Source organism: Psychrobacter sp. CX21 (assembly GCF_057396255.1).
Genome location: NZ_JBXYJG010000004.1, coordinates 131,073 through 157,307 on the forward strand (window position 1 = coordinate 131,073; position 26,235 = coordinate 157,307).

General features: G+C 37.2%; 15 protein-coding genes, 2 other RNA genes and 1 pseudogene. 11 read left to right on the forward strand and 7 right to left on the reverse strand.

Features of this window, described 5'->3' with window-relative positions:
- The first annotated feature begins 14 nt into the window (after window positions 1-14).
- The 3 genes and pseudogenes from rpsR (at window position 15) to ssrA (ending at window position 1,708) form a co-directional block, all read left to right on the forward strand.
- Window positions 15-242, forward strand: a complete 228-nt coding sequence (gene rpsR / locus AC2SLP_RS04020) for a 30S ribosomal protein S18 (RefSeq protein WP_007395263.1) — start codon at window positions 15-17, stop codon at window positions 240-242.
- A gap of 19 nt (window positions 243-261) precedes the next feature.
- Window positions 262-756, forward strand: a pseudogene (gene rplI, locus AC2SLP_RS04025) (50S ribosomal protein L9); the annotation flags it as partial.
- Window positions 757-1,350: 594 nt separating this feature from the next.
- Window positions 1,351-1,708, forward strand: a transfer-messenger RNA (tmRNA) gene (ssrA, locus tag AC2SLP_RS04030).
- Window positions 1,709-1,928: 220 nt separating this feature from the next.
- On the opposite strand, the gene AC2SLP_RS04035 is transcribed toward ssrA, so the two are convergent.
- On the reverse strand, window positions 1,929-3,116 hold the full coding sequence (locus tag AC2SLP_RS04035) for a CinA family nicotinamide mononucleotide deamidase-related protein (RefSeq protein WP_486535347.1): 1,188 nt from the start codon (window positions 3,114-3,116) through the stop codon (window positions 1,929-1,931).
- 369 nt (window positions 3,117-3,485) lie between these two features.
- Window positions 3,486-3,582, reverse strand: an RNA gene (gene ffs, locus AC2SLP_RS04040) — signal recognition particle sRNA small type.
- A gap of 328 nt (window positions 3,583-3,910) precedes the next feature.
- Here ffs and AC2SLP_RS04045 point away from each other — a divergent pair.
- On the forward strand, window positions 3,911-4,636 hold the full coding sequence (locus AC2SLP_RS04045; protein WP_486535348.1) for an SIMPL domain-containing protein: 726 nt from the start codon (window positions 3,911-3,913) through the stop codon (window positions 4,634-4,636).
- 86 nt (window positions 4,637-4,722) lie between these two features.
- Here the strand turns inward: AC2SLP_RS04045 and glnA are convergent, their stop codons facing one another.
- On the reverse strand, window positions 4,723-6,132 hold the full coding sequence (gene glnA, locus AC2SLP_RS04050) for a type I glutamate--ammonia ligase (RefSeq protein WP_486535349.1): 1,410 nt from the start codon (window positions 6,130-6,132) through the stop codon (window positions 4,723-4,725).
- Window positions 6,133-7,009: 877 nt separating this feature from the next.
- Between glnA and AC2SLP_RS04055 the strand changes: the two genes are divergently transcribed.
- The 4 genes from AC2SLP_RS04055 to AC2SLP_RS04070 all read left to right on the forward strand — a co-directional run bounded on the left by AC2SLP_RS04055 (window position 7,010) and on the right by AC2SLP_RS04070 (window position 11,646).
- Window positions 7,010-7,741 (forward strand): anthranilate synthase component II, encoded by a 732-nt coding sequence (locus tag AC2SLP_RS04055; RefSeq protein ID WP_486535350.1) that lies wholly within the window; start codon window positions 7,010-7,012, stop codon window positions 7,739-7,741.
- 474 nt (window positions 7,742-8,215) lie between these two features.
- Window positions 8,216-9,313 carry an anthranilate phosphoribosyltransferase gene (trpD, locus tag AC2SLP_RS04060; protein ID WP_486535351.1) on the forward strand — a complete coding sequence of 366 codons (1,098 nt, stop codon included), beginning with the start codon at window positions 8,216-8,218 and terminating at the stop codon, window positions 9,311-9,313.
- 425 nt (window positions 9,314-9,738) lie between these two features.
- On the forward strand, window positions 9,739-10,599 hold the full coding sequence (gene trpC, locus AC2SLP_RS04065; RefSeq protein ID WP_486535421.1) for an indole-3-glycerol phosphate synthase TrpC: 861 nt from the start codon (window positions 9,739-9,741) through the stop codon (window positions 10,597-10,599).
- 312 nt (window positions 10,600-10,911) lie between these two features.
- Window positions 10,912-11,646 (forward strand): Smr/MutS family protein, encoded by a 735-nt coding sequence (locus tag AC2SLP_RS04070; RefSeq protein ID WP_486535352.1) that lies wholly within the window; start codon window positions 10,912-10,914, stop codon window positions 11,644-11,646.
- Window positions 11,647-11,813: 167 nt separating this feature from the next.
- On the opposite strand, the gene AC2SLP_RS04075 is transcribed toward AC2SLP_RS04070, so the two are convergent.
- The gene (locus AC2SLP_RS04075; protein ID WP_486535353.1) at window positions 11,814-13,769 is read right to left on the reverse strand and encodes a mechanosensitive ion channel family protein; all 1,956 of its coding nucleotides are present in this window, start codon (window positions 13,767-13,769) and stop codon (window positions 11,814-11,816) included.
- A 399-nt stretch (window positions 13,770-14,168) separates the two neighbouring features.
- Here AC2SLP_RS04075 and AC2SLP_RS04080 point away from each other — a divergent pair, with 399 nt between their 5' ends.
- Both AC2SLP_RS04080 and AC2SLP_RS04085 read left to right on the forward strand, forming a co-directional pair.
- On the forward strand, window positions 14,169-16,154 hold the full coding sequence (locus AC2SLP_RS04080; protein WP_486535354.1) for a TonB-dependent receptor plug domain-containing protein: 1,986 nt from the start codon (window positions 14,169-14,171) through the stop codon (window positions 16,152-16,154).
- 270 nt (window positions 16,155-16,424) lie between these two features.
- Window positions 16,425-19,004, forward strand: coding sequence for an esterase/lipase family protein (locus AC2SLP_RS04085; protein WP_486535355.1), 2,580 nt, complete (start codon window positions 16,425-16,427; stop codon window positions 19,002-19,004).
- Between the two features lie 92 nt (window positions 19,005-19,096).
- On the opposite strand, the gene AC2SLP_RS04090 is transcribed toward AC2SLP_RS04085, so the two are convergent.
- Together AC2SLP_RS04090 and lpxB are read right to left on the reverse strand one after the other, a co-directional pair.
- On the reverse strand, window positions 19,097-20,248 hold the full coding sequence (locus tag AC2SLP_RS04090; protein WP_486535356.1) for a ribonuclease HII: 1,152 nt from the start codon (window positions 20,246-20,248) through the stop codon (window positions 19,097-19,099).
- A gap of 61 nt (window positions 20,249-20,309) precedes the next feature.
- Window positions 20,310-21,620: a lipid-A-disaccharide synthase gene (gene lpxB / locus AC2SLP_RS04095; protein WP_486535357.1), complete on the reverse strand. Its 1,311-nt coding sequence runs from the start codon at window positions 21,618-21,620 to the stop codon at window positions 20,310-20,312.
- 488 nt (window positions 21,621-22,108) lie between these two features.
- Here lpxB and AC2SLP_RS04100 point away from each other — a divergent pair, with 488 nt between their 5' ends.
- The gene (locus tag AC2SLP_RS04100) at window positions 22,109-23,194 is read left to right on the forward strand and encodes a 3-deoxy-7-phosphoheptulonate synthase (RefSeq protein WP_486535358.1); all 1,086 of its coding nucleotides are present in this window, start codon (window positions 22,109-22,111) and stop codon (window positions 23,192-23,194) included.
- Between the two features lie 144 nt (window positions 23,195-23,338).
- Here AC2SLP_RS04100 and pepN read toward each other — a convergent pair whose 3' ends face one another.
- A complete protein-coding gene (gene pepN, locus AC2SLP_RS04105) occupies window positions 23,339-26,011 on the reverse strand; it encodes an aminopeptidase N (RefSeq protein WP_486535422.1) in 2,673 nt (890 codons plus the stop codon).
- Window positions 26,012-26,235 lie beyond the last annotated feature (224 nt).

Consider the following 26,235-nt stretch of genomic DNA (forward strand, 5'->3'; position numbering starts at 1 on the left):
TAAGGAGAACACCCATGGCACGTTTTTATCGCCGTCGTAAATTTTGCCGTTTTACTGCTGAAGGTATCACTCACATCGACTATAAAGATGTTGAGCTATTAAAACAGTATATTAGTGACAATGGTAAAATTGTACCTAGCCGTATCACTGGTACTTCAAACAAGTATCAGCGTCAATTAGCAACTGCTATCAAACAAGCCCGTTATTTAGCATTGCTACCATACACTGACAACCATCAGTAAGCCAACTTAGGAGTGACTCATGCAAGTTATTTTATTACAGCGTATCGTCAACCTTGGTAAGCTTGGCGATACTGTTGATGTTAAATCAGGTTACGGTCGTAACTTTTTAATACCTCAAGGTAAAGCGTTACCTGCAACAGCTGCGAACGTTGAAAGATTTGAAGCACGTCGTGCTGAGCTTGAAGCCATTGAAGCTGAAGAAATTGCAGCTGCTAAAGAACGTGCGGATGCATTAACTGATGTTAATGTTATTATGCGCGCTAAGTCTGGTGAAGATGGTAAGTTATTCGGCTCTATAGGTACACGTGATATCGCTGATGCACTTACTAAATCAGGTCTTGAAGTTGACCGTTCTGAAGTTAAATTACCAGAAGGTACTTTACGTCAGATTGGTGAATACAAGGTTGATATCCAGCTTCACCATGACATCTTTGCTAATATCTTAGTAACCATTATGTCTGAAGATGGTCTTGCCGAAGCTGCAGCTGCTAAGAAAGAAGCTGACAGAAAGAAAGCTGAAGAAGCAGCCGCTAAGAAAGCTTCTGAAGAACCTGTTAACGAAGAAGCTGAAACTGCAGTAACTTCTAGCGAAGAGACTGAAGAAGAAGCTACCTCTACTGAAGAAGCTTCAGAATAATAAGAGTATTATAAAGCTTATAGTTTAGTAAAAAGTCAGCTTAGGCTGGCTTTTTTTATATCGTCATTTTAATACTGTAGTTAAAGTAATCTAAAATAATTACTATGCAACCGAGTGCGAATACTATATTTAAAGAACTTTAAAGTAGTCACAAGGCAACCTAGAGCAAGTACTACTAGGGTAGGCTTAACGAGGTTAACACCGTGACTCTTTATAAGTTCGCCGACTATAGTACATTAGGGCGAGTGAGGTTGCACCGTAACCGTTTAGTAGTTCGCTGACTATATTCTTATATAGAAGTTTTATACTAAAGGTCTTGATATTTCTTATTTAAGACTAATATATAAGTTGTGTGAGACGTTATACCTTATTATTAAATAAGTGCTTTTTAAGGACAGCATCCAATAAGACTCAATGGATCAAACTTGTTTAAAACACTGAAATATAGTATAATATGTCGTTCTATCAATTGGGGATGTTCTGGCTTCGACGCTGGTGATGAAACTCAATGATGCATGTCGAGAGTATATGTCCTCTCGTAAATCAAACATATATTGTTATAGTCGCAAACGACGAAACTTACGCTCTAGCAGCTTAAACCCTGCTTACTCCTCTGCCCTTTACCCATAGTGGGTTAGACGAGTTGAAGCGCACGCATATGGGTTCGCTTAAGCAACTGCCTTAGTTGTTTGGGTTCAAACTTAAAGGATCGCCCAATCCAACCTGACTGTCGGTTCGGTGCGGGCTAAAACTAAAGACAGACCCTAAACATGTAGATTCATGAGCGTAGTGCTGGCGGACGCGGGTTCAACTCCCGCCATCTCCACCATATTCTTAAAAGCTTGTCACATTAATGTGGCAAGCTTTTTTTATGTTTATACTATAATCTGCTTTAATAACGTATCTACTCTAACCTCTCGTATGTTCGAAATTTTCGATATGAGTTCGACATTCTGACATTTTAAAGTCTTGATGCAACTTAAAGTCTTGATGCATTAAAAAATGTTGATCCATCTTAAAGCGTTTATGCATCTTAAAGGGTTGATGTATCACTGCTCTTTTAATTGTTTGATGAACATAAATAATGCCGTTTTAGCCGCTCGTATTTGAACTGCTTGTCTATCTCCGATAATGGTTCTTTCAATAACTGTCACTTGGTTGTTAATACACAAAGCAATAAAGAACCGTTTCTTTGGGCGACCAGATGCTGTCACTGATGTTTGAGAGACTTTGCAATGTAATAAACCCAAACCATTTTCTAACTGGTGTTGGTTAATAAATTCTATAAACTGACTTTTTGCCGATGCTGGCGTGATATTCATTTTTTCAGTTTTGGTAGTGCTAACTAATAAATTCTCATAGGTGGCGTCCGTACTTAAGATTCTATGACTCAAGTAAGCACTGGTGTTAATTTCAATAACCCCAAAGTTATCAATCTGTATTTGACCTAATACCTGTTCAAGTGACTCATTTTGTTCACTATACAGATAGTTACCCAATAACTCCTTTATCTGACTTGCGATTGGTTTAATATCCTTTTCTGCGTGTTCAGCACTCTGTGATTTAACTGACAACCGAACTGTAATCTCACCTATACCGGCATAAGGGGCAATTGATACCTCTTTTTGGTGTTTAATTAAATCTTTTAGAGTATTCTCCACAGCAGACTCACCGATATTGCCAAACTTAAGATACTTTGAATAAAGCTTTTTTCGCTTGCCAAGTAAGTTATCAATATAAGGCTTAAGCGCACACTCAAACATTACTTTCATTTCTCTAGGTGGGCCTGGTATCACTGCAAAATAGGTGCCTTGGTATTGATGAACAAAGCCCACAGCAAGTCCAACTTCGTTTTGAAGTATATGACTGCCTTTAATAATATTGGCTTGTCTTTTATTAGAGGCGATTAGTGACTTACCCCCGCCTTTAAACAATTCAAGGATTTTGTGTTCCGCTGCTTTATCGATAATCAGATTAGAGTTCGTAAATTCGGCGATAGCGTCTTTGGTTAAATCATCTTCAGTTGGTCCCAAACCTCCACAGCAAACTACTATGTCTGAACGCTTACTGGCTATGCTCAGCGCCTCCTTAACGCGGATCATATTATCACCTACCACTCCTTGAAAGTAGACATCCACGCCCAAATCTGCCAATTCTTTAGCCATATATTGAGCATTGGTATTCACAATTTGACCAATTAATATCTCAGTTCCAATGGCGATAATTTCGGCTTTCATAGCAGTCACCTTTTTTATAATTTTTATAACTTACGAATTGATCAAGGATTAGTTAATAAACAACTTGAGAACCTATTAATACCACAGTGCTTAATCAAAGCTTATGATTCAGTCAATAGCCTATGATTCAATTAATTACTTATGATTCTCCATAACTTATGGCGTAATCGATATTATCTGACGATTCAATATAACTCTTAAATATTGTAAGCATTTATCATAGCAATCAATAAACTATACATTGTGTAGTAATCTTCTAAATTGTGCAAAAATAAAAAAAGTCTGACACTTTATAGTGGCAGACCATCATGACTCATAAACTTTATAAAACAATAACTATGAATAGATTTTAGACATAAAAAAAGATGGCCCCATCAGCACATCCTCGGCACACAATATATCTACTACCGTTGCTACCTTCCGGTCCTGGCGGGGTTCGTAGTACACTGTTGCGAGGCTACCAATGGAGCCACCAAACACGTATTATACCTAAACTTTCATTGTTTTCAAGTAGATTCGAATTAATAGTAACCCTTATTGACTAAGTATTATTTATGTAAAGTATCATTTATGTAAAGTATCATTGATGTAGTGAAGTTGCGCGTATTGGAATAATTAAATTTCAGTTTTTTATCGAAACAATATTCACAGGTTTAGAACTTACGGCAATATTTAAAACTGCTACTATTTAGTTGGTATGTTTATAAGTGGCAATACTAATATTCCTAATAAACTAGTATGCTTAAATAAACCAATTCATTAATCTAATAACTTTAAGGGTAAGGATTCACTCTATGCTTAAATCAATGTCTAAAACGCTAACTAAAGCCAGCTTATTGTCATTAATCGGTTGTGCTGCATCAATCACTCAAGTTGCGCATGCAGAACCCAATGGCTACAATCAAATCAGCTTTGATGTAGAAGCGAGACAAGAGGTCGAAAATGATGAAGTAACGGCTACTTTATCCAAACAAGTACAATCCTCTGACCCAAATCTACTAGCTACTCAGTTAAATACCGCTATTAATCAAGCACTTAATATCGCTAAACGCTACCCTACCGTGACTGCAACTACCGGTCAACAAAATAACCATCCAATATATAATAAAGATGGCAAAATAAAGGGCTGGACAGGCTCTGTCAGTATTGATTTAAATAGCAACGACTTTACTAGCACTAGCGAGCTAATTTCTAAATTACAAAATACCTTAGTCATCCAAAATATTAACTTTGGCGTCTCTGAGAACAAACAAAAACAAATAGAACAGGCGTTAATCAAAAAAGCATCACTGCAATTTAAAGAGCAAGCGAAATCTTTAACTGAAACTTGGGACATGAGCGGGTATCAAATCGTCAATGTTTCTCTTAATACCAATGGTGGTTATCAGCCACGTCCGGTAATGATGATGCGCGAATCTTCTTTTAAAGGTAGTGTACCCGCTCAAAACTTTGAAGGCGGTAATACTAAGCTGGGCGTTACTGCTAGCGGTACGATTGAGCTCATACCTTGGATGAAGTAATTGAGCGTTAAAGATTAATAAAAAAAATCCCTGACTTTTAGTCAGGGATTTTATTGTTTTGATTATTAGAAGCAGTCTACAACGGCTTATAAGCTATAGTACATGTCAAATTCAACTGGATGTACTGTTGTATTTAGACGCTGAACTTCTTCTTCTTTAAGATCAATAAAGCCTTCTAACATGTCTTTAGTGAATACATCACCTTTTAGTAAGAACTCATGGTCATCTTTAAGAGCTTGAAGCGCTACTTCTAGGTTTTCAGCAACAGTTGGGATTGAACCTTCTTCTTCAGGAGGAAGATCATATAAGTTTTTATCAGCTGCATCACCAGGATGGATTTTGTTCTGAATACCGTCAAGGCCAGCCATCAATAAAGCCGCGAAAGCTAGATATGGGTTGGCAGTAGGATCAGGGAAACGTGCTTCAACGCGTACACCTTTAGGTGAACTGACATATGGAATACGGATAGATGCTGAACGGTTGCGAGCTGAATAAGCTAACATGATAGGCGCTTCATAATGTGGTACTAGACGCTTATAGCTGTTAGTTGATGGATTAACAATCGCATTTAGCGCACGAGCATGCTTGATAATACCACCGATGTAATATAGTGCATTTTCTGATAAACCAGCGTATTCATCACCAGCAAACGTGTTGACACCATCTTTAGAGATTGACATGTGCACGTGCATACCAGAGCCGTTATCACCAACGATAGGTTTTGGCATAAAGGTCGCAGTTTTGCCGAATTGATGTGCGACGTTATGGACTACGTATTTAAATTGCTGAACTTCATCAGCTTTACGAACCATAGTGTTGAATGAAACACCAATTTCAGACTGACATGATGCAACTTCATGATGATGTACTTCAACGCGGTCTGGACCCATTATGTCTTCTAAACGCTGACACATAACCGAACGAAGATCTTGTGAGCTATCTACTGGTGGTACAGGGAAATAACCGCCTTTAACACGTGGACGGTGACCCATATTACCCCAATCATAGTCGTTATCAGTAGACCAAGCCGCTTCTTCCGCTGTGATACGATGGCGGGCACCTGACATATCTACTGACCATTTAACGTCATCAAATACGAAGAATTCAGGCTCTGGACCAAAGTAAGCCGTATCACCAATGCCTGTAGATTTTAAATATTCTTCTGCACGGCGCGCAATTGAACGTGGATCACGAGAATAACCCTGCATCGTCGTAGGCTCAATGATGTCACAGGTTACAACAACTGTCGTTGCATCATAAAACGGGTCTACAAACGCAGTTTCAGGATCTGGACGTAGAATCATGTCAGACGCTTCAATACCTTTCCAGCCTGCTACTGATGATCCATCAAACATTTTACCATCTTCAAGGACATCTTCGTCGATTGTAGACGCTGGATAACTTATATGTTGCTCTTTACCGCGGGTATCGGTAAAACGAAAATCTACCCATTTAGCACCAGATTCATTGATTAGATCAAAAAGTTTGTTCGACATTTTATGTCTCTCCATTTATTAGTAACAAATACTTAGTTGTCGTTAGTTCAAACGCAACTAATTCTAAAAATTTATGCAATATATGATTATATAGCACGTTTAAAAAATTAAGTTATTCCTAAGTTATTCCTATTGATACGTTACTTTCATCCATATACATATTATAGGCTTTCATGATTTAGTAAAGGCTTAAAATAGTATAGGCGACAGCAGAATAAAAACCTAGTAGTCTTTCAATATAAACCCTTAAAAGATGAACCTCAAAATATAAATCAGTTTTTGATAACAGCTTATATACCACTCTAGCAACTAAATCAGTAACTTAAATAATAATCAAAGAGCCGTATCAATATATACTTTAAATGACGTCCTTATCTAATGGCTTCTCATTCATAAATTAAGTTTTTTAACTTAAGATTTTCTTATTTAGATATTGCAAATCATATGCCAGAATCATTTACCAATATTTAGTAGGGTGAAATTTACGGCCCTATCGCTTATAATTTCAAGCCTTAATAAGGAATGAGTAATTTGATCAGCTATTAGAGATTTATTAAAAATCGATATGCACTGTCAATAAACAAATTTTAAATTATAAAGGCACTTTTATTGTGCAATAGTAAACAGGAAAGAACTATTTTAGTGCATATTAGTATGAAATGATATCACCCTATTTATTTTTTGAATGCGTGTCATTCAATTCAATAAGTTGTCATTTGTTCTATTATTAATTGACTTATTAATTGTCTTATCAATTCGCTTGTCAACACACTTATAAACCCGCTTATTAATTCACTCGTTGATACACTTATAATCTCGCTCTTTAACTCACTTATAATATCGCTTATAAATTTATTTACAAAGTGCCAATTAAATTATGATATTGCTAATAGATAACTATGACAGCTTTACCTACAATATTTTGCAATACTTAGAACAGCTAAATACCAACGTGCTCGTCTGTAAAAATGACGACATTAGTATCAAAGAAATCACGCATATGTCTCCTAAAGCGATTGTTCTCGGCCCTGGCCCTGGTACCCCATCTCAGGCTGGTATAACTTTGGACTGCGTGAATCAATTTTATAATAGTATTCCTATTCTCGGCGTTTGCTTAGGTCATCAAGCTATTGCAAAAGCATTTGGTGCAAAAATTATACATGCACCAAAAGTGATGCACGGTAGAGTCTCTAAAATATATCATAATCAAGCAGGCTTATTTAAAGGTATAAATAACCCTACTGAATTTACCAGATATCATTCTTTAATTGTTGATAAAGCGACATTACCATCAAGCTTAGTAGTGACGGCTTGGACGCGTAGTGAAGATCGTCTTAATAACACGTCACACAACACACTATCCACTAAAAGCATAGAAAGCTCAGCGCCTATTGATTCATCTGCGCAATGCCACCCAACAAATCCAAACATCCATCTATCAAATCCTAATATGTTACTAAATGAGTTGGATACGGAACTTAATGAAATCATGGCCATACGCCATAAGCAATTTCCTATTGAAGGGGTTCAGTTTCATCCTGAATCTATTCTAAGTCACGACGGGCTGAAGCTATTTAAAAACTTTTTAAAACTCAATGATTTGGTTTAAATATAGTCGCTTTGAGTTCAATAGACTTGCTATCTATTGTGAATTTCATTTATAAATTTTATGAGATTTACCTTACTGTCAAAAACTTTGCGTAGGCTGTTGCTTTAATCCAGCATATAAGGTTAATAGATAAATTAGGCTGGGCTAAAAGCATGCCCTACTATAGGGTGTAATAAGTTGAGAGAGGGGTTGAGATTTAAATATGTCTATAGTGTTGTCAGTTATTTGAATTTAGAAAATACCGTCACGTTATAGTCAACAAACTACGAAACGGTTGAAACGTTAAACTTGCTAAGCCTACATGAGTTATACTTTCACTCGGCGCCTTGTAACCATTTGACTTCTGGGACTATATTATAATGTTCTGATATGAGAACTTATGACATAATATGATGATGTATGCCATAAATGTTATGATTTTTGAAATATATCATTGACTTCAAATCTTCTTAAACTACTAATAATTTGAAACTTATGACACATAATGAAGCTTTTTCTACGGCAAATTTAACTGATGATCAGGTTAACCACATTTTGACCACCGCATTAAACCGTATTACCAAACGCATCGATTTGACGGTCAAAGAGATGCGTGAAGTCATGACGATAATTATGGATGGGCGATGCTCAGACGCAGCTATGGGTGCTATCCTCACTGGATTAAATATGAAAGGTGAGGCCATCGACGAAATAACCGCTTCTGCAAGTGTCATGTTAGATTTTGCGACCAAAATTGAACCAAACTGCGAAAATTTGGTTGATATTGTTGGTACTGGTGGAGATGACAGTAATTTGTTTAACGTTTCCACCGCTTCTGCATTCGTTGCTGCCGCTGTAGGCGCGCATGTTGCAAAGCATGGAAATCGAGGGGTGTCTTCAAAATCTGGTAGCTCTGATCTGCTTGAGCAGGCAGGTCTAGACTTAAGTATTACTCCAGATCAAGCCCGCCAATGTATAGAGCAGCAAAACATTGGATTTTTATTTGCACCTAATCATCATAAAGCCATGAAACATGCAATTCCTGTGCGTAGAGCGCTAAGGATTCGTACCATCTTTAACATACTGGGCCCTTTAACCAACCCCGCTGGTGTCAAAAATTTACTCGTTGGTGTATTTGCAGACACGTTGTGCGAACCTTTGGCTCATGTATTTAAAAACTTAGGTGCAAATCATGTGATGGTGGTAGGCTCTAAAGATGGCTTGGACGAGATCAGTCTTGCTACCAGCACTAAAGTTGCAGAACTTAAAGATGGAGTAGTGACGGTATATGAGTTATATCCTGAAGACGCAGGTATAGAATCGCAAACGCTAATCGGCTTGAGTGTGAATTCTTCTGATGAAAGTCTCAATCTTATTCAAGCTGCTTTGTCGGGCGACAAGTCAACAAAAAGTAGTGTAAATAAAGCAAGAGACATGATTGCATTGAATGCTGGCGCGGCTATTTACGTGGCAGGACTGGCCAGTAACCTCCCTAATGGTGTCAGCCAAGCACAGAATATTATTCGATCCGGTAAGGCGCTGGAAAAAATGAATGAATTAGCGGCTTTTACTCAAGCATTTGATGAATCATAATGTTGTTAAATTACAAATTAACCTAATGTTTAATTAGGGGTTGTATAGAATTGATTTATTAGGACTGCTGATAGCTACCAATTTATCCAAGCTGTGTTCCAAACTAGGCGTAAACCGCTGATAATGTCTAGACCTTAGCTAGGTTTACAACAACGTTTGGGGCAATTTTAGCATCAGCCTTACAGGGAAGGGCTATTTTTTGCCAATATATTGTGAAATTATCTAACTTAGAACAACTAAGCTGCGAAAATTTCCCTGCATATTGACTAAAAAATAGCCACTGCCAGTTCCATGAATCAATTCTATACAGCCCCTAACTTATAGTATTAATATTTTTATTTTACTGTCAGCGCTAAACCTGACAATGCTTAAATCATTAGAAAAGACGATATATATAAAGTGTTCTTAAACTCGAGTTTATTATGATGCAGAATAACACCCTTGAAATACCTTCGATACTAAAAAAAATTATCGAAACCAAAAAAGATGAAGTATCTATAGCTAAAGCTAATAAACCCATTGATGATATAAAATCAGAAGCTTTAGAATTGTTTGAATCCAATAACGCACCGCGTCGAGGGTTTGCAAACGCTCTACGCCATAAGAGCTGTCTGAAGCAGCCCGGTATTATTGCTGAAATTAAAAAAGCGTCTCCTTCAAAAGGTATTATTAGTCCTAATTTTAATCCCGCTTCTATTGCCAAACAGTATGAAGCAGCAGGCGCAACCTGCTTGTCAGTATTAACGGATGAACTGTATTTCCAAGGTAGTAACACCTATTTAAAAGAAGCAAAAGAAGCCAGCAATCTGCCTATCTTACGTAAGGATTTTATGATAGATCTTTATCAGATTTACGAGTCTTATTTATTAGGTGCAGACTGTATTTTATTGATTGTGGCCTGTTTGGATGATGATACGCTTTATTCATTACATCAATTAGCCTGTGATTTAGATATGGATGTTCTAATTGAGGTGCATACCCTACAAGAGTTAGAAAGAGCTTTAAAGCTGCCTCATTCCCAACATAATATTTACGGTATTAACAATCGCGACTTAAACACTTTTAATACGAATCTTGAAACCTCTTTAGAGCTTAAACAATATATAGATACTCATACAGATGTTAAACTAGAATCAAAACTATTAGTGACCGAAAGTGGTATTCACAATTCTGATGATATAAAGCTTATGTTAGATAACAATATTTCAAGCTTCTTAATTGGGGAGCAATTTATGAAAACAGACCATCCTGGGGATACCCTTAAAAGCTTAATAGAGTCGTTATAATCGATACATTATAGTTTTAAAATAGCTCTCAAATAGTTTGCAAATAGCTTTCTAATTCTGTCCTAATTAGATCAAATTCAACTATTAATACGAATATATATCAAACTTTAGGTCGTGTCCCTATTAGGACTATGAGTCTAAAAATGTGATAGATTTTTGTCAAACACGAACTATTTCGAAGATAATATAGGCATATTATCTAGAAATTAGACAAAGGTTGGCGAAAATATAGACATTTCTAGACCATAACTTATTTCATTTGCAAATAGGTATACGCCTTAAGCTCATTAAATAAATAAAGTGAACGACAATATGACTAAATCATTATTTTCTAAAGACATGCAAAATCAGCTTAAAGAGCTGAAAAGTGAATTGAGTAAAGGCCGTGCTACCTCGCCCGATGATCCAGAAAATGTAAAACCAACTGATCCTGTAGCGCTACCCACAAAAAAACAAGTTGAAAAAACAGTCAAACAGTTGGATAGCGAGCATATAGATGATGAAAAAATATTGTTTATGCAAGCCATGGCAGGTGTTGAGCCTATAAAAGATAACAATACAATCTCTGAGGTTAAAGAACCTAAAATTAAACCTGATGCTGATACATTATCAAAGCGTGCAGCGGCCCAAGGAGATGAGATTGAAACTTTAGAATCAGGCTTATCAGATATGCAAGCGCTACTCAATCCTGTCAGTGGAGATTCATATTTAATCTACAAAACGCCGACGTTACAGAATAAAGTCTTTAATCAGCTTAAACAAGGTAAGCTACGCTGGTATGATGCGGTAGACATCCATGGTGCTACCATTGATGAAGCTAGAGAAGCCGTAATTGCCCTAATAGCTCAGGCTAAAAAGAACAATGAAACTGTCGTTAAAATAGTACACGGCAAAGGTACTGATGCTGTATTAAAAACATGTGTTAATGGCTGGTTAAGACAACTGCCTGAAGTGCTAGGTTTTAGCTCTGCACCGCCTAAAGATGGCGGCAATGGTGCAGTACTGGTGCTACTAAAAAAGAATAAAACCGATAATCATAAGTCTTAAGGCATTTGAAAAAATATTGAATGGTAGATATTTAATATTTTATTATTTAACTTATGATATCACTTAAGCCACTACTTCTAAGTAGTGGCGTTATAGTGTTCGATTAACTACTGAAAGATATGAATAACAATACTTAATTTCATCAGATGTTTTATTTATCAACTGGTTTATTCATCAACGGGTTTATTTTCAAAGGTTTTAGCAGCGGTTGATGGTGTCGTTTCTGAGGTTTCAGTATCAATAATAATACGCTGAGTTTCAAGTGCATGTTCTACGTTGTACTTCTCCACTTCTTTAAGAATCTCTATAAGCAGTTGTGTCTGCTTGTCATAAAACTCATCGGCTCCGCTCGCATACACATACGCGCGAAACTCAATTACCAAACAGTCCTGTCGCAGTTCTGCAATTCTTACTTGCGTCCATTCAGAATTTGTAAGTTCATGATTATTCATAAACTCTTCCATATCCTTTAAAAACTCGTCAAGATCACTGGCACTTATGTTTCTTTTAATATAAATATTATGCAAAAAGTGAAACATATCACGGGACGCAAAATTTTCGATGGACATGGATGAAAAGTCACCATTTGGCACGGTTACAATAGTACGATTAAGAGTTCGTAGACGGGTAGACCTAATACCAATGTCGATGACTGTACCTTCCAATGGTCCAAACTTACAGTAATCCCCTACTCTTACAGGCTGATCTGCAACAACGACGACACTACCGACCAAGTTTTCAATCATTTTTTGAGCACCGAGCGCTAAAGCTAAACCACCCACACCCAGCGCTGCGATACCAGTTGTTAAATCAAAACCTAAGTTCCCAAATATAAATATACAGGCTAGGATTAATAATAGTGTTTTTATAACCTTTCGCAGTAAGCTTAAGATGGAGACACGTTCGGTTTGGTTTTTCTTATAACTTTGGCGTTCAGCACGGTTAAAAATAGCATCTATTATACGCAAGAGTAACCATGTTGAAGCAAACCAGCCAATAATGTCTTTGATACGGTTCACAGGTTCTCTAACCGTCACTGAGACTCCGGCATACACCATCACTTCATATAAAATGATTGACGTCAATACAAGCGCTAACGGTAAAATAAATTTAGAATCTGCTGGTAAGGGCTTATTACGTATACGTTGATAATATTTTTTGAGCACTAAATAAATGACACCAACAAAGATATAGCTTGATGCTATGCATATTAGTGCTAAAACCAATACTGCAAATATATCTGCTAAGTTATAACCCCCTACGGCCTTGTCTTTTAAGGGTTCAAATGTGTATTTATCTATAAGTGAGGTGTTTGTGGCAAATTGGGTATTCTTGATAGCTTGAATGGTCTCGGAGGAAACTTGCCAGTATTGATTACCGTGTACCGAGTTTTTGCGTACCAATATAATATCAATCACTTGATCACCTGAGGTGATTGTACCTACTTTTTCAAGCGAGGAAGGTAGCTGATCGGCTAAATCGCCGGTGGGACTATTACTGATTTGCAGTTCAGCATACAGCCTTCCCCCTTGATCCAAGGCTAATTTAAGCTGGCGCACTATTTGGACAGGGTTGTCACCCGCGTTTAAATTAAGATAGTTTGCAGCAAGTGAAGCATTATTTTCAGATAGCGCTCTAATAAATCCTTGAACGGTACTTCGCGGTGTTTGACGACCGAAAGGATCAATTATTTCAGGCTCTGGTGCTACTGTCGCTGCCACTGCATCCGTAGATTCATTTTCAGCATGAGCGCCAAACGACATAAACAACGCTAAGATGATAAGAAGAGAGACAGATAGTTTTTTGGCTATAGAATGTATAGATTCTAATTTGACGTCCACAACTTTAAATTTAGCATCTGTTTTTTTCAATTTGACGTCATTGTTTTGCAAGCTTTCATTCGCCTCTAAATTATGTGCCTCTAAATCATGTGCCTCTAAATCATGCGCCTCTAAATCATTCGCTTTAGCAAAGTTACTTTTATTTTCAATATCTGAACTGGTGGTCTTCATGCCAGCTTTAATCAAATTAGCAGACTGTGAATTAGCCGACTGTGATCTGAATAAACGTGTCATTGTGCTAGATTTATATTTAGCGTTGGATTGGTTTATAGGGTGGCGCATCTAGACAACCTTTAGTCTTATTTAAATAAATGTCATATATCATTTGAAATTGAATTTATTGGTATAAATTCAGCTTTTATCTACCGCTATAGATTTGTCCAAATAAAAGTAACATTTATTTTTAGATAGCATTTAGATTCAAAGAACTTATAATTCTAGCATGGCTTTAATAGGCTACAAACTTTATCCCCCGCTTATTTTTACTAAAATTCTATATATTAATTTTTTTATTCGTACAGATTGACGCTTATTGAATCAAATTTGTTGAAAAGTGAGTATAAATCAATTTAAAACCCTTACTTTTTGATGCTAATAATGGATAATACATGCACAAGGTTCTGCTAATCGTTTAATAGACCTATTTTACCCCTTCAAACAATTATTATATCCGAGTCAATAATGAATACCTCTTATAGCACTTTGTACAAAAGTTTATTCAATGCATCCACTACTCTCTTAACTACCATAGCGTGTCTGTCTTCTTTTTCAGCGTATGCCGCTCAGGGTTTTGTAGATGGTTTGCCGACAGCTACTTTAGATAAAATCACGATAACTGCCACACGCACACCACTCGCTATAGACAATACAATAGCGCAAACACAAGTTATTGGCAGTGAAACCTTAAATACCTACCAAGGACTATCTGCGTTAGAAGTTATAAAACGCCAGCCAGGTTTTAGTCAATTTAGCTACGGTGGTTTGGGGACAGGTGGAAACTTCTATCTACGTGGGTACGATAATAAAAGTATTTTGGTACTGATCGATGGCATGCGTTATAGCTCTGTTAGTGCTGGAGGCGCTACCCTAAACTTATTACCCGCAGAACAAATCGAACGTATTGAAGTCCTATATGGGGCATCAGGGTCAAGCATCTATGGATCAGATGCTATGGGCGGCGTTATTCAGATATTTACCAAAGGTAATAATATTAAACACAACCAGCTCTCGGTGATAGTTGGAGCGGGTAGCAATGATCATTATTTGTACGGTGCGACGGCACAATTACTAAATAATCAGGGATCAAGTTTAAGCTTATCTGCTGTGCACAATGAAACTGAAGGCTACAGCGCTGTTTTACCTGGTGGTTATGGGTATAACAAAGACGACGACGGGTTTGAGAGTGACAGCTATAGCTTGAATCTAAAACATCAAATTAATGATTATATTAATGTTGGCGCAAGTGGTATATTCATGGATTCAACAACAGATATTGATTCAGCGGATGAGCGCAACTGGGTTACCGGTGAAATAATTTCATCTGCTCTAGATGACTCTTATGCAGATCAGAAGAATGGGGCTACTACGATATATGCTCAATACTTTACAGATCAATATGATGTAAAACTATCCTATGGTCATAGCGTTGATAAGTCCTCTACCTATGAAACTGAAGCACATATTGGTAATCCAAGTGAATTTAATACAAAGCAGCAGCAAGTTAATATAATAGGCACTTACAACTTACCTACAGGTGAATTGATATACGGGGCTGAACATTTAAAACAAAAGCTTGATTCTAATGTGTATGATGCAGATGACCGCAAAGTAACCAGTGGTTTTTTAGGTTATCTAACCTCATATAATAATATTGATGCTCAGGCTAACGTACGTTATGACGATTATTCAGAATTTGATAGCGAAACCACATATAACTTTGGTGCTGCTTATAACTTTACGCCGAAACTTCGTGCCGGTGTTAATTATGCCAAAGGCTACCGCGTTCCAACATTTAATGATCTTTATTATCCTGGGTTAGGCGATCCCAATTTAAAACCTGAAAACAGTGATAACTATGAATCCTTCATAGAATATACAACACTAATTCAATCTACTAGGCTTACTGGATATTATAATAAAGTTGACGACAAATTAATCTTATTAGCGGAATATGACAATCAAGGTAATTATCTAGGTGGCATGGTAAAGAACTTAGATAAAGCTAAAATCGAAGGTATTTCGTTAACCTCTGATTGGGATATTGATAACTATCTATTTGGTTTAAGCTACGACTACCAGAGGGCTAAGGATAAAAGCAATTATGCGGGTAGAAAGAACTATAAAGGGGAAGCAATCGATTACAATGGTAACTTTTTACCTATTAGACCAGAAAACAAAGGCATGGTCTATGTAGGATATCGTATTGCTGACTTAGATGTTCGCGCAGAATATCAATACGTTGATGACTATTATTATGACAGTGCAAATAATACCCAGCTGGACAGTTACAACTTAGTGAATATAAGTGGTAACTATATACTGTCGCCTTCACTGAAATTATCGGCTCGATTAAATAATGTCTTCAATAAAGATTATGTCACTTCACCGGGTTATAGCACTGATAATGGCACGAACTTTTTAACCTCATTGACCTATACATTCAAATAAAATAGATTTAAAGACTAAAGCGTGTCTTCATATGTAACTTTAAATTTTAAAATTTGAAATAAGCCACTTGAGTAAGTGGCTTATTTTTTAAATTTTATTTGGTATTTGGTATTTGGTATTTGGTATGGAGTTTAACTGATTTGTTTATAGTTCAGAATGATTTATATTTACCAGTCATATATAAGTTTCTATATCTGTCATAATTTTAAGGTATGATTGAATAATTCTGGTTTGGTTCAACTTTCTTATCTATAATATTAAGCCTATCTAATGACTATTAATACCCGCTTTAAATCTTTAATGATGAAGCCCTTCATTTTGACAGGTTTAATGATAAATGCATCATTGTTAACTTCGTGTAGCACCGTTTCAGTAAATACAACCAGCTCCAGTCGAACCATACAAAACCAACGTAGTAATATTGTCACCGCCAGCATCTTAAGTAGAAGAACCACATCCGTACTCAGATCTAAGGGTATAGATGCAAATAATTGCTTGTCTAGTTTTAAAGAATGTTTAGAGAACATCGATCGAGGTACTCTCAATAAGAACAGCCGCGAAAACTTAGCATTATATGCTGAGCTCTACTTAGCTAAGGCTAAAAGTATTGAGTCAAAAGAAGGCTGCGAACCTGAAATAGTCAGACCCCCTATTGACCCTTATTACGCCAATGCTCCCTTGAGTGATGCTGAGAAAATAGCACGTACCAATGAGCTTATTGAATGCAATACCTATTATCGTATTTACTTACTAAACGCTATTAAGTACAGCTACGGCTATCTGTTTTATGCACAGTTAGCGCCTAATGCCGAGGAATCAAAGCAATTATTAAGTAATTCGAACCATTTACCAACAGATTTAGACATCCAAACTCAAGATGTGTATGACGATGCTTCTGATTCCCTCATTAAGCGTCTCTATGTCAATAGAAATATCAGTCATAAAGTTGCAAATGTTACCTCGTACTTAAGTACTGACTTAGTCTCAGATGCTAAGCAGTCTATGGACAACGTCGATAGCTCTGGTATCGCATCTTATGGTGGGCAGATAAAAGTTTTAAATTTTACTTTCCCGCCTATTGAAGACAATAAGTATTTTGTACCTATCAATGCTAAAGAAGAGCCGGCTGTTTTAAACACTAATAGTAATACTGACCTTAAGCAAGTGTCAAAGCCTGAGATTAATACACTGAATGAAGGCAATGGTTCATCACCCTCTATTACTGCTCAACCTTCCTCTATAGACCTATACCTTCCTAATGAACCAGAATATCTTCAAAACTCACGCCGTTATAACCAAAGTATAGATAAAATTTATGCCAGTCACGATCTAAGCTTCTCTGGTCTAAACACCGTCAGTAAGCGAGAAGGCTTTGGTGTGAGCTATGTGACTTTATTTGAAGACCGACTGAACACATCAATTAAAGGATTATTAACCTCTGACAACGAATCTCTTAACTCTGAGGATCCTTTAGACCGTATCCATTTGACAGGCAATTTGCTTCTATCAAGTATTATTCAGCCCAAGGGTGATACTTTAGAAAATGTCTTACAAAGTCAAGATTATGATATTAATTTATATAACCCTTATCATACCGAAACCGTTGACATATTAGGCAATCCATACTATTTAGCTGCCAACTTCTCAGCAAGCTATGGCATGTGGTTAGCAGAAAACAGACTTAATAATGTTGGTTATTTTAACTTGTTAGCCAAACAGCAGTCCTTGGTCCAACCACAATTGTTTATGCTAGAGCCTTACGACCCTAATAAACGTATTATCATTATGATTCACGGGTTAGCATCTAGTCCAGCGACTTGGGTAAGTGTCACGAATGACATAGGTAATGACGTTAATCTTAGAAACAATTATCAAGTTTGGCAAATTTTCTACCCAACCAACATACCAATTTTAGAGAACCGTTACCGTATTCAAGAATTAATTGAAACAGCGTATGATCTAAATGATCCACGCGCTGAACATATAGCCAGTAATCATAGTGTGCTAATCGGCCACAGTATGGGTGCAGTCATCGGAAGAATGCTGGTATCAAATCAAAATCTTGAACAAAAATTTATTGAACTTAGCCGTAAAGAGCCGGCTCATAAATTAAATAAAATACTGTCTAATAAGCTTGATGAGCTCAATATTAAAAATAGATTGTATCTAAATAAAATAGACAGTATTGATACTGCTATATTCATCTCAGCGCCATTTAGAGGTACTAACTTTGCCGATAGATGGTTTACGCAACTGTTACGCCGTATTGTGCAATTGCCTATCGGCTTTTTACAAACTATTCAGGGAAATCTAGCCAGTATAGCCTCAGAAGGAGAATTAACCTCCAATCCTTTAGGTGCATTATATTTTGAAAATGGTGCCAGCCAGCTTAGTGACAAATCCTCATTTATGAAACTCACTGCTGATCTTAAAATAGCGGACGGTGTGACCTATCACTCTATCATTGCAAATAGAGATTCGGATTTGTTTCAAGGCTTAATGAGGTTAAATATCACCAGTGCACCCGATACAGAGCTCTCTGATTTAGATAGTTTATCGCCAGAGAAAGCTGCTATTAGTGCAGAATCTAAAAAAGTGGATAACGAAAATAAAACCAATGGTGAGTATTCGAATCTAACTATCGGTGATTTAAAAGATGAATTGACACAAACGATCACACCTAATCTCTCAGATGGAATTGTGCCTTATAAGAGTGCACATTTAGAAGGTGCGGCCAGTGAAACCATATTATCAGGTGGTCATGGCATTCATGAAACGCCAGAAGCTATTTTAACATTACGTAAAATATTGCATGAACACCTTAATAAATATCCAGTCGAAGAACAATAAATCAATCAGATAACTAATTGAATAAGATGTCTAAATTGTTTAAATCAATAATATGTATGATGGCTTCTGATACCTATATATTTTTAGTATGTCTATTTGGCTGTTGAGAGTGCGTCACGCACAGGTTTAAAGCTACGACGATGCTTGGGCAACACACCAAGCTCTGCTATGGCTTCAATATGAGGCTTAGTAGGATACCCTTTATGGTTTTCTAAGCCATATCCTGGGTATATTAAACCCTCTTGGATCAGATGACGGTCTCGTATTACTTTTGCAATAATACTGGCTGCTGCAATGGCGGTATGACGACCATCTCCTTTTACCAAGGCTTGCGCTTTAAATGAATAGCACGACTCAGTCATTGAATTACCGATATCTGAATTACCTTTGTCTAAATTACCGTTATTTGAAATAAAGTTATCTAAGTTATCATTTAAATCATTATCGTCATCAAACTTAGACCTGATATGAATCCTATCCTTTTTAAATATTCTATTATTTAAATTGGGAACTGTATTACCATCAATCAATAATTCAAATGTCACCAGTTCTGATAAGTCTATTTGTTTAAATGTATTATTTTGCTTTGATAAATTATGGTACCTTGATAAATCTGTATGTGGATAATGCGTTGTGTCGTTATTTTCTGTTTTATATAATATAGACTCTTTGACTTCATCATGATGCATACCTATAAATTTCTGAACATTATTTTCCAAAAATACAGCCATTGAACAAATCGCTCGTTCACTTGCTAGCCGCATTCCTAATAATGTAGCTTGCAGTATATTGATCTCATCAATTACGCTTGCAGGTATGTCTACGGTTAAAATCAATAAAGCAAGTTCGTTTATCGGTTCAAACAACAACTCACGCTTTTTTTCAGTTAGCTTTTTAGAGTCCGTCATAATTTGTAAGGGGGTATTGTTCAATAGCTTGGCGTCAATCTCACCCGACCATCTTGAAGGTAGAACCGCCGCCGACACCACCACACTACCGTATAATGGCCCCCGCCCTACTTCATCAATCCCTACTTGCATACAATAAGGCTCATCAATCTCATCAATCTCATCTATAGTATTTGAATTAAGATGTGATCTGATATCTTTAATAATTTCTAGATCGTTGATATGACCATTAATTTGGATAGGATCTTTTAAAGGGTTTTGTGAATCAAATGAAAATCCATTTATTGTATCGAAGGTTTCATGTAAGTGATACAACGTGTCGTTAAGTATTATCATCTACGCTTTATTAGACCTCTATATAGTATAAATATTTAATTTCTATGTGATGATATAATCTTTAATGACTTTCATTATAATCATGCCATGTGTTGATAACAGCAGCGACTGCACTTTGATTGCTTTGTTTACGCAGCCAGTCAGAGGTTTGTTTAAGCTTTTTAAGTTGTTCGACATACTCTCGATCTTGTATAAGCCGATTGACAGTGCGGCATATATTTTCAGCAGTGGCTTCTTTTTGAATAAGTTCTGGAACTATTGGCTCATCAGCTAATATATTTGGTAAAGACACATAAGGCAGTTTTACCAAACGCTTTGCAATGGAATAAGTGAGTTTGTTTAATTGATAAACCACAACCATGGGACGATTGAGCAGCATTGCTTCAAGTGCGGCTGTACCAGAAGCCAATATAATTAAATCCGACATGGCCATGATAGATTGGCTAAAATTAGCATTGGTTTGCTTCTCGTCATAGGCAACAGCCACCACTGATCTGAGCGATGCATTTTGTTTGTCTACTAAATCTTGAACAATATATTGATGGTTCTTATCAATAGTTGGGATTATAAAACATAAGTTTTCGTCAATTAATAACAATCGGCCTATGGCTTCTAACATAAGCGGTAAAATTGCATTAATCTCAGAGCGTCTGGAACCAGGCATGAGACAAATGATATTACTGATATCATCTTTACGATTTGCAAAATAGGTATGTAGCTCATGATTATTCCATACCCTCTCTAAACGCTGCTCGTGCGTTGAGACCTCTATAAATTCTTTGGGTATGCTATGTAATAAGGGATGGCCGACGCATACCGCAGGATGATTATGCCGCTCATAGACCTCAAGCTCAAAAGGGAATAAGCACAGTACCAAGTGAGTGGCTTTTTTGATAGATTCGATACGTGATTCTCGCCATGCCCATATTGAAGGACTCACATATTGAACGCAAAATACCCCTAAAGGTTTAAGCTTTTTGGATACCCTTAAATTAAAATCTGGCGCATCAATACCGATAAACATATCGATATGAGCCTCTATGAAAGCATTAACCAGCTCTTTTCGAGCTTTCAATAGGTCTGGCAACCGAGACATCACTTCCACAAGTCCCATAACCGCCAATCTGTCTAAAGCAAATAAAGACACCAGCCCTTGTGCCGCCATTTTTGGCCCACCGACGCCCACCCAAATGACGTTTTCGTATAGGTTATTCATTTGCTGCATAAAGTCAGCTCCGAGACTATCACCCGAGGCCTCGCCCGCAACAATACCGATGACTAGCGGCCGAGGTACAACTGCCTCGTGAGCTTCTTGAAAATCTGTAATAGCTTGATCTTTAGGTACATATGAATCTGCAGCGGATGCTAACATTATCAACTCGACTTTCTATTTAAAAGGCTGGATTTAACTTTTGGTTCAATTTTATCTTATGGTTAAATTTTAAACTATTGACTGAATTTAAACGATTGATAGTTAAAAGGCTTAAATAGTATAACAAAAATTTTTACCCCCTATTCCTTATATCAGGTAATCAAAAACGTATAACACTTGTCAATATCATTCAATGCCCTCATAATAATAGGTAACTACTTAAAAAATATTGAATTAATTCGCTACTTTTTTTGTTTTACATCTATTGATATTGATACGAATAGTGATGTCAACATACTTAATAAACGATATTAAATGATCAATGGCTTATAACTGGTGCCCAGTAACCAACTTTTAATCAATTAGGAATGGTTACATCATCTATCTCGATTATCATTTAGTATGATTATAAAGTCGTTTTATTGAGTGATCACCACTAATTAAACTATCAACCGAATTTATAACGAATTAAACTAGGCAGATTGCTTATGACGACATCTTCGATTTCCCACACAGCAGACATTGACGACGTGAATATTGAAAAATTTATACCGCTTGTTACCCCAGCAAAACTTAAATCAGAGTATCCACTATCTGAAAAAGCACATGATACAGTTTTAACAGGTCGTACTACCATCCAAAACATTTTAGATGGTAAAGACAAGCGTTTGTTGATTGTGGTGGGTCCTTGTTCTATTCATGATGTAGAAGCGGCGCATGAATATGCTGATAAATTAGTAGAGCTTGCCAAAGAAGTGCAAGACAGTCTGTATATTGTCATGCGGGTTTATTTTGAAAAACCTCGAACAACAGTTGGCTGGAAAGGTCTGATTAATGACCCCGATATGAATGACAGCTTCCATATAGAGAAAGGCCTGCGTATGGCTCGTAAGCTTCTATTAGATTTGAATGAAAAAGGTCTACCTTGTGCGACCGAAGCATTAGATCCAAACACACCTCAGTACATGCAGGATCTTATTAGTTGGTCTGCCATCGGTGCACGTACTACTGAAAGTCAAACTCACCGTGAGATGAGTTCTGGCTTGTCGTGCCCTGTTGGATTCAAAAATGGTACCGATGGCGGCATGACTGTTGCTGTCAACGCCATGAATGCCGTTAAATATGGGCATAACTTTTTAGGCCTTTCAAGTGATGGTCAAGTCAGTATTATTAAATCCAAAGGAAATCCATACGCTCACGTAGTTTTACGTGGGGGTAACGGAAAGCCAAACTACGACCAATCATCTGTCGAAAAAGCTGAAAATGAGTTGGAAAAAGGCAATGCTATGGTCAAAATCATGATTGACTCAAGCCATGCAAACTCTGGTAAAGACCCCTACTTGCAACCTATGGTTATACAAAATGTGGCTGAGCAAATTGCCAATGGTAATAAATCTATTATGGGCTTAATGATTGAAAGCCATTTAAAAGGTGGCAATCAAAAATTAACCAAAGATCCAAGTGATCTTGAGTATGGCAAATCGATTACAGATGGCTGTCTTGATTGGGACAGTACCGTAGCCTCATTACGCAATCTGCGTAATACCATTAAAGATGTGATTGAAACACGCTAGCAACGCTATAAATGATTTAAATATTATGAATGACTATCCTCTTTGAAATAGCTATTTATCTTATTTAGTAAACCTTAATAGAAAACGCCTAACATTGAGTTAGGCGTTTTTTTTGAAATTATATATATAACGAACCAATCAGTTCTATTCATGACCTGCATTTAGTATGGTCTGCAAACTTTCAATAACATTATTCGAGGTAACATTTTTACTTAACGCTTTAAGTCTTTGTTCAGTCATACTGCGTAGAGGCTCTATCAGTGTATACCATCTTGATAATACTTGTAATAAACGAGATGCCAATACAGGATTACTGTCATCTAGCTTCTGTACCACCTCTATATATAAATCAATACCTTTACTGGTCCATAGTTTGGTAGGATTAGAAGCAAAGCTACTTACTACGGCACGTATGCGGTTTGGCGTATGCCAATCAAAATCTGGATGCACAATCAGTTTTTGTACCTCATCGATCGAGGCATTGTCATCAGCGGCCCGAATACTGAACCATAAATCGATGACCAAAGCTTCTTCTTCAAAACGGTTGTAGAAATCCTGTAGGTAGGCATCTTTTAAAGACGCACCTTTAGTATCTGATTGTTTATCAGCACTATTGTCGTAGGCCTGCTGATGATGAACTAAGCTACTAAGTGCACCCAAGCGCTCAGTCATACAATAGGCATTATTATACTGCGCTTTGGCCCATTCAAGAGCATTTTCAATTTGTGCTTCAAACGCCATGTCTAAAACCACATTGCGTAATGCACGTATACCTCGTGCTTCTGGCGTATCTGTATAGGGCTCGATAGGTAAATTGGCATATATTTCAGATAAGTCTTCTTTTAATGTATTGGCCAATTGCTTTTTGAGCTTTTGTCGTTTTTGTTTAATTATTTCAGGGTCGTAATTTGAATTAAATGCGGTAGCAAGCTCACGTTCAGCAGGTATATCCAATATCCTAGCGGCCAACATAGCGTCAGTATCGACAAGACTTAAAAAGGCTTTTTTAACCGCATCTAGGTACGTTTTAGCGTCTATATCTTGTAATAAGACTCGATTAACTAAAGCTTGGGCACTCTGCCACTGGTTAAACCCACTGATTTCAAAGGCTAACAAAAATGCGAGATCTTCTTCACTGTGGTCATACTTTAATTGCACCGGCGCACTAAAGTCGCGTAGGACAGAGACAACAGGCTCTAGACCTTTAGTAGTTTTTAAATTCTTAAATTCAAACTCTTGAGTGTCCTCAGTTAACATTAATAGACATTCTTCAATTAAGTCACCAGTCTCTCTATCAAAGATAGCGGTAGCAATAGGAATAGGTAAAGGTTTAGGGGCATCAAAGCCTTTTACATGTCGAGTATGCTGAGACAAGGTAACGGTCAAATCGCCCGTTTGGCTCTTATCATCAAATACATACGTCTGGCTACCAGCAACTTCTGGCGTACCGGGCTGTGTGTACCAGCCTATAAAATGCTCTACCGATTTACCCTCAGCACTTAGCGCAGATAACCAATCCTCTACAGTGACAGCTTGACCATCGTAGCGTTCAAAATAGGTGTCCGTACCTTGACGGTATTCATCGCCCAAAGTATTGGCGAGCATGCGTACCACTTCAGCACCTTTTTCATAGACAGTCGCGGTATAGAAGTTATTAATTTCTATAAAACTATTTGGCCGTGGCGGATGTGCCAATGGACCTGCATCTTCACTAAATTGATGCGCCCTAAGCATGGACACATCATCGATACGTTGAACCGCAGGTGACTGATGATCAGCTGAAAAAGACTGGTCTCTAAATACCGTTAAACCTTCTTTTAAGCATAGCTGGAACCAATCACGGCATGTAACACGGTTGCCTGTCCAATTGTGGAAATATTCGTGAGCGATAATAGACTTAACGCTAAAACTACGACTATCCGTGGTGGTTTCAGGACTTGAAAGCACACAAGATGTGTTAAAGATATTTAAACCTTTATTCTCCATAGCACCCATATTGAATTGACTGACTGCGACTATCATATAGCGGTCAAGATCATATGCCCGCCCATAGTTCACCTCATCCCAGTGCATGGCGTCTTTTAGTGCTTGCATAGCGACGTGGCATTTATCAATATCATGCGCTTTGGCATAAATTTCAAGCTTAACGTCCCTGTCTTCAATGGTGGTGTAGCTATCTTCTAATACGGCGAGGTTGGCAAAAACACACGCAAATAGATAGCTGGGTTTCTTGCTTGAATCATGCCATATCGCATAATGCCGCCTACTATCACCATCAACCTCACCCGCTTCTATCAAATCACCGTTCGCTAGCAAAGTTGGATAGGCAATATCTGCCTCTAATCGTGTCGTAAACACAGACAATACATCAGGTCGATCGGGGTAGTACGTTATTTTACGAAACCCTTCCGGCTCGCACTGGGTCACGAACATCTGATCACTACCCTCACCCGCGATATATAGACCTTCTAGTTCAGTATTGGCATGCGGTTCATGCTGTACCTTGATATTAAGTTTGGCATTCTCAGGTGCGTCATGAATAATAAGACTGGTATCACTAAGGGTATAACCACTTGCATCAAGCGTTTTTTCGTTAAGTTTTATCGATAACAACGTCATATTTTGTCCAAACAACACCAAGTCTCCTGGGTATTGACGGGACATTTTTAATGTACTTTCAACCTCAGCATGTTTTTCAAATAATTTGATGTCTAAACTGACGCTATCAACCTCAAATACTGGTGGCTCGTAATCCTTAAGATATACTTTTGCAGGTACACTCGTATCTTGTGGGTTATGATTGGGCGCATCAGGCATTGTGTTATTTATTATTGATGCATTATCGTCATCTGTAATGTTATTGTTATAAAGTTCAGACATTAGAGCTCTCATTTTAGTGATGTAAATTAATTATTATCGACTCATTTATAAATCCATTTATCTCTCATCTATCGTTAAACTGCACGTCATTTTAAATAGAATTAATATAGAATGATGAGACGCATATAGATTTTTATAAGTCATTCAATGTATATTGTTGC

What these genes read in the sequence shown, in the direction of transcription:
- AC2SLP_RS04085 (WP_486535355.1), top strand. Translation starts at nt 16,425, where the DNA reads ATGACTATTAATACCCGCTTTAAATCTTTAATGATGAAGCCCTTCATT.
- lpxB (WP_486535357.1), bottom strand. Translation starts at nt 21,620, where the DNA reads ATGTTAGCATCCGCTGCAGATTCATATGTACCTAAAGATCAAGCTATT.
- AC2SLP_RS04055 (WP_486535350.1), top strand. Translation starts at nt 7,010, where the DNA reads ATGATATTGCTAATAGATAACTATGACAGCTTTACCTACAATATTTTG.
- trpC (WP_486535421.1), top strand. Translation starts at nt 9,739, where the DNA reads ATGCAGAATAACACCCTTGAAATACCTTCGATACTAAAAAAAATTATC.
- AC2SLP_RS04080 (WP_486535354.1), top strand. Translation starts at nt 14,169, where the DNA reads ATGAATACCTCTTATAGCACTTTGTACAAAAGTTTATTCAATGCATCC.
- trpD (WP_486535351.1), top strand. Translation starts at nt 8,216, where the DNA reads ATGACACATAATGAAGCTTTTTCTACGGCAAATTTAACTGATGATCAG.
- AC2SLP_RS04100 (WP_486535358.1), top strand. Translation starts at nt 22,109, where the DNA reads ATGACGACATCTTCGATTTCCCACACAGCAGACATTGACGACGTGAAT.
- AC2SLP_RS04045 (WP_486535348.1), top strand. Translation starts at nt 3,911, where the DNA reads ATGCTTAAATCAATGTCTAAAACGCTAACTAAAGCCAGCTTATTGTCA.
- rpsR (WP_007395263.1), top strand. Translation starts at nt 15, where the DNA reads ATGGCACGTTTTTATCGCCGTCGTAAATTTTGCCGTTTTACTGCTGAA.
- AC2SLP_RS04070 (WP_486535352.1), top strand. Translation starts at nt 10,912, where the DNA reads ATGACTAAATCATTATTTTCTAAAGACATGCAAAATCAGCTTAAAGAG.
- AC2SLP_RS04035 (WP_486535347.1), bottom strand. Translation starts at nt 3,116, where the DNA reads ATGAAAGCCGAAATTATCGCCATTGGAACTGAGATATTAATTGGTCAA.
- AC2SLP_RS04075 (WP_486535353.1), bottom strand. Translation starts at nt 13,769, where the DNA reads ATGCGCCACCCTATAAACCAATCCAACGCTAAATATAAATCTAGCACA.
- glnA (WP_486535349.1), bottom strand. Translation starts at nt 6,132, where the DNA reads ATGTCGAACAAACTTTTTGATCTAATCAATGAATCTGGTGCTAAATGG.
- pepN (WP_486535422.1), bottom strand. Translation starts at nt 26,011, where the DNA reads ATGCCTGATGCGCCCAATCATAACCCACAAGATACGAGTGTACCTGCA.
- AC2SLP_RS04090 (WP_486535356.1), bottom strand. Translation starts at nt 20,248, where the DNA reads ATGATAATACTTAACGACACGTTGTATCACTTACATGAAACCTTCGAT.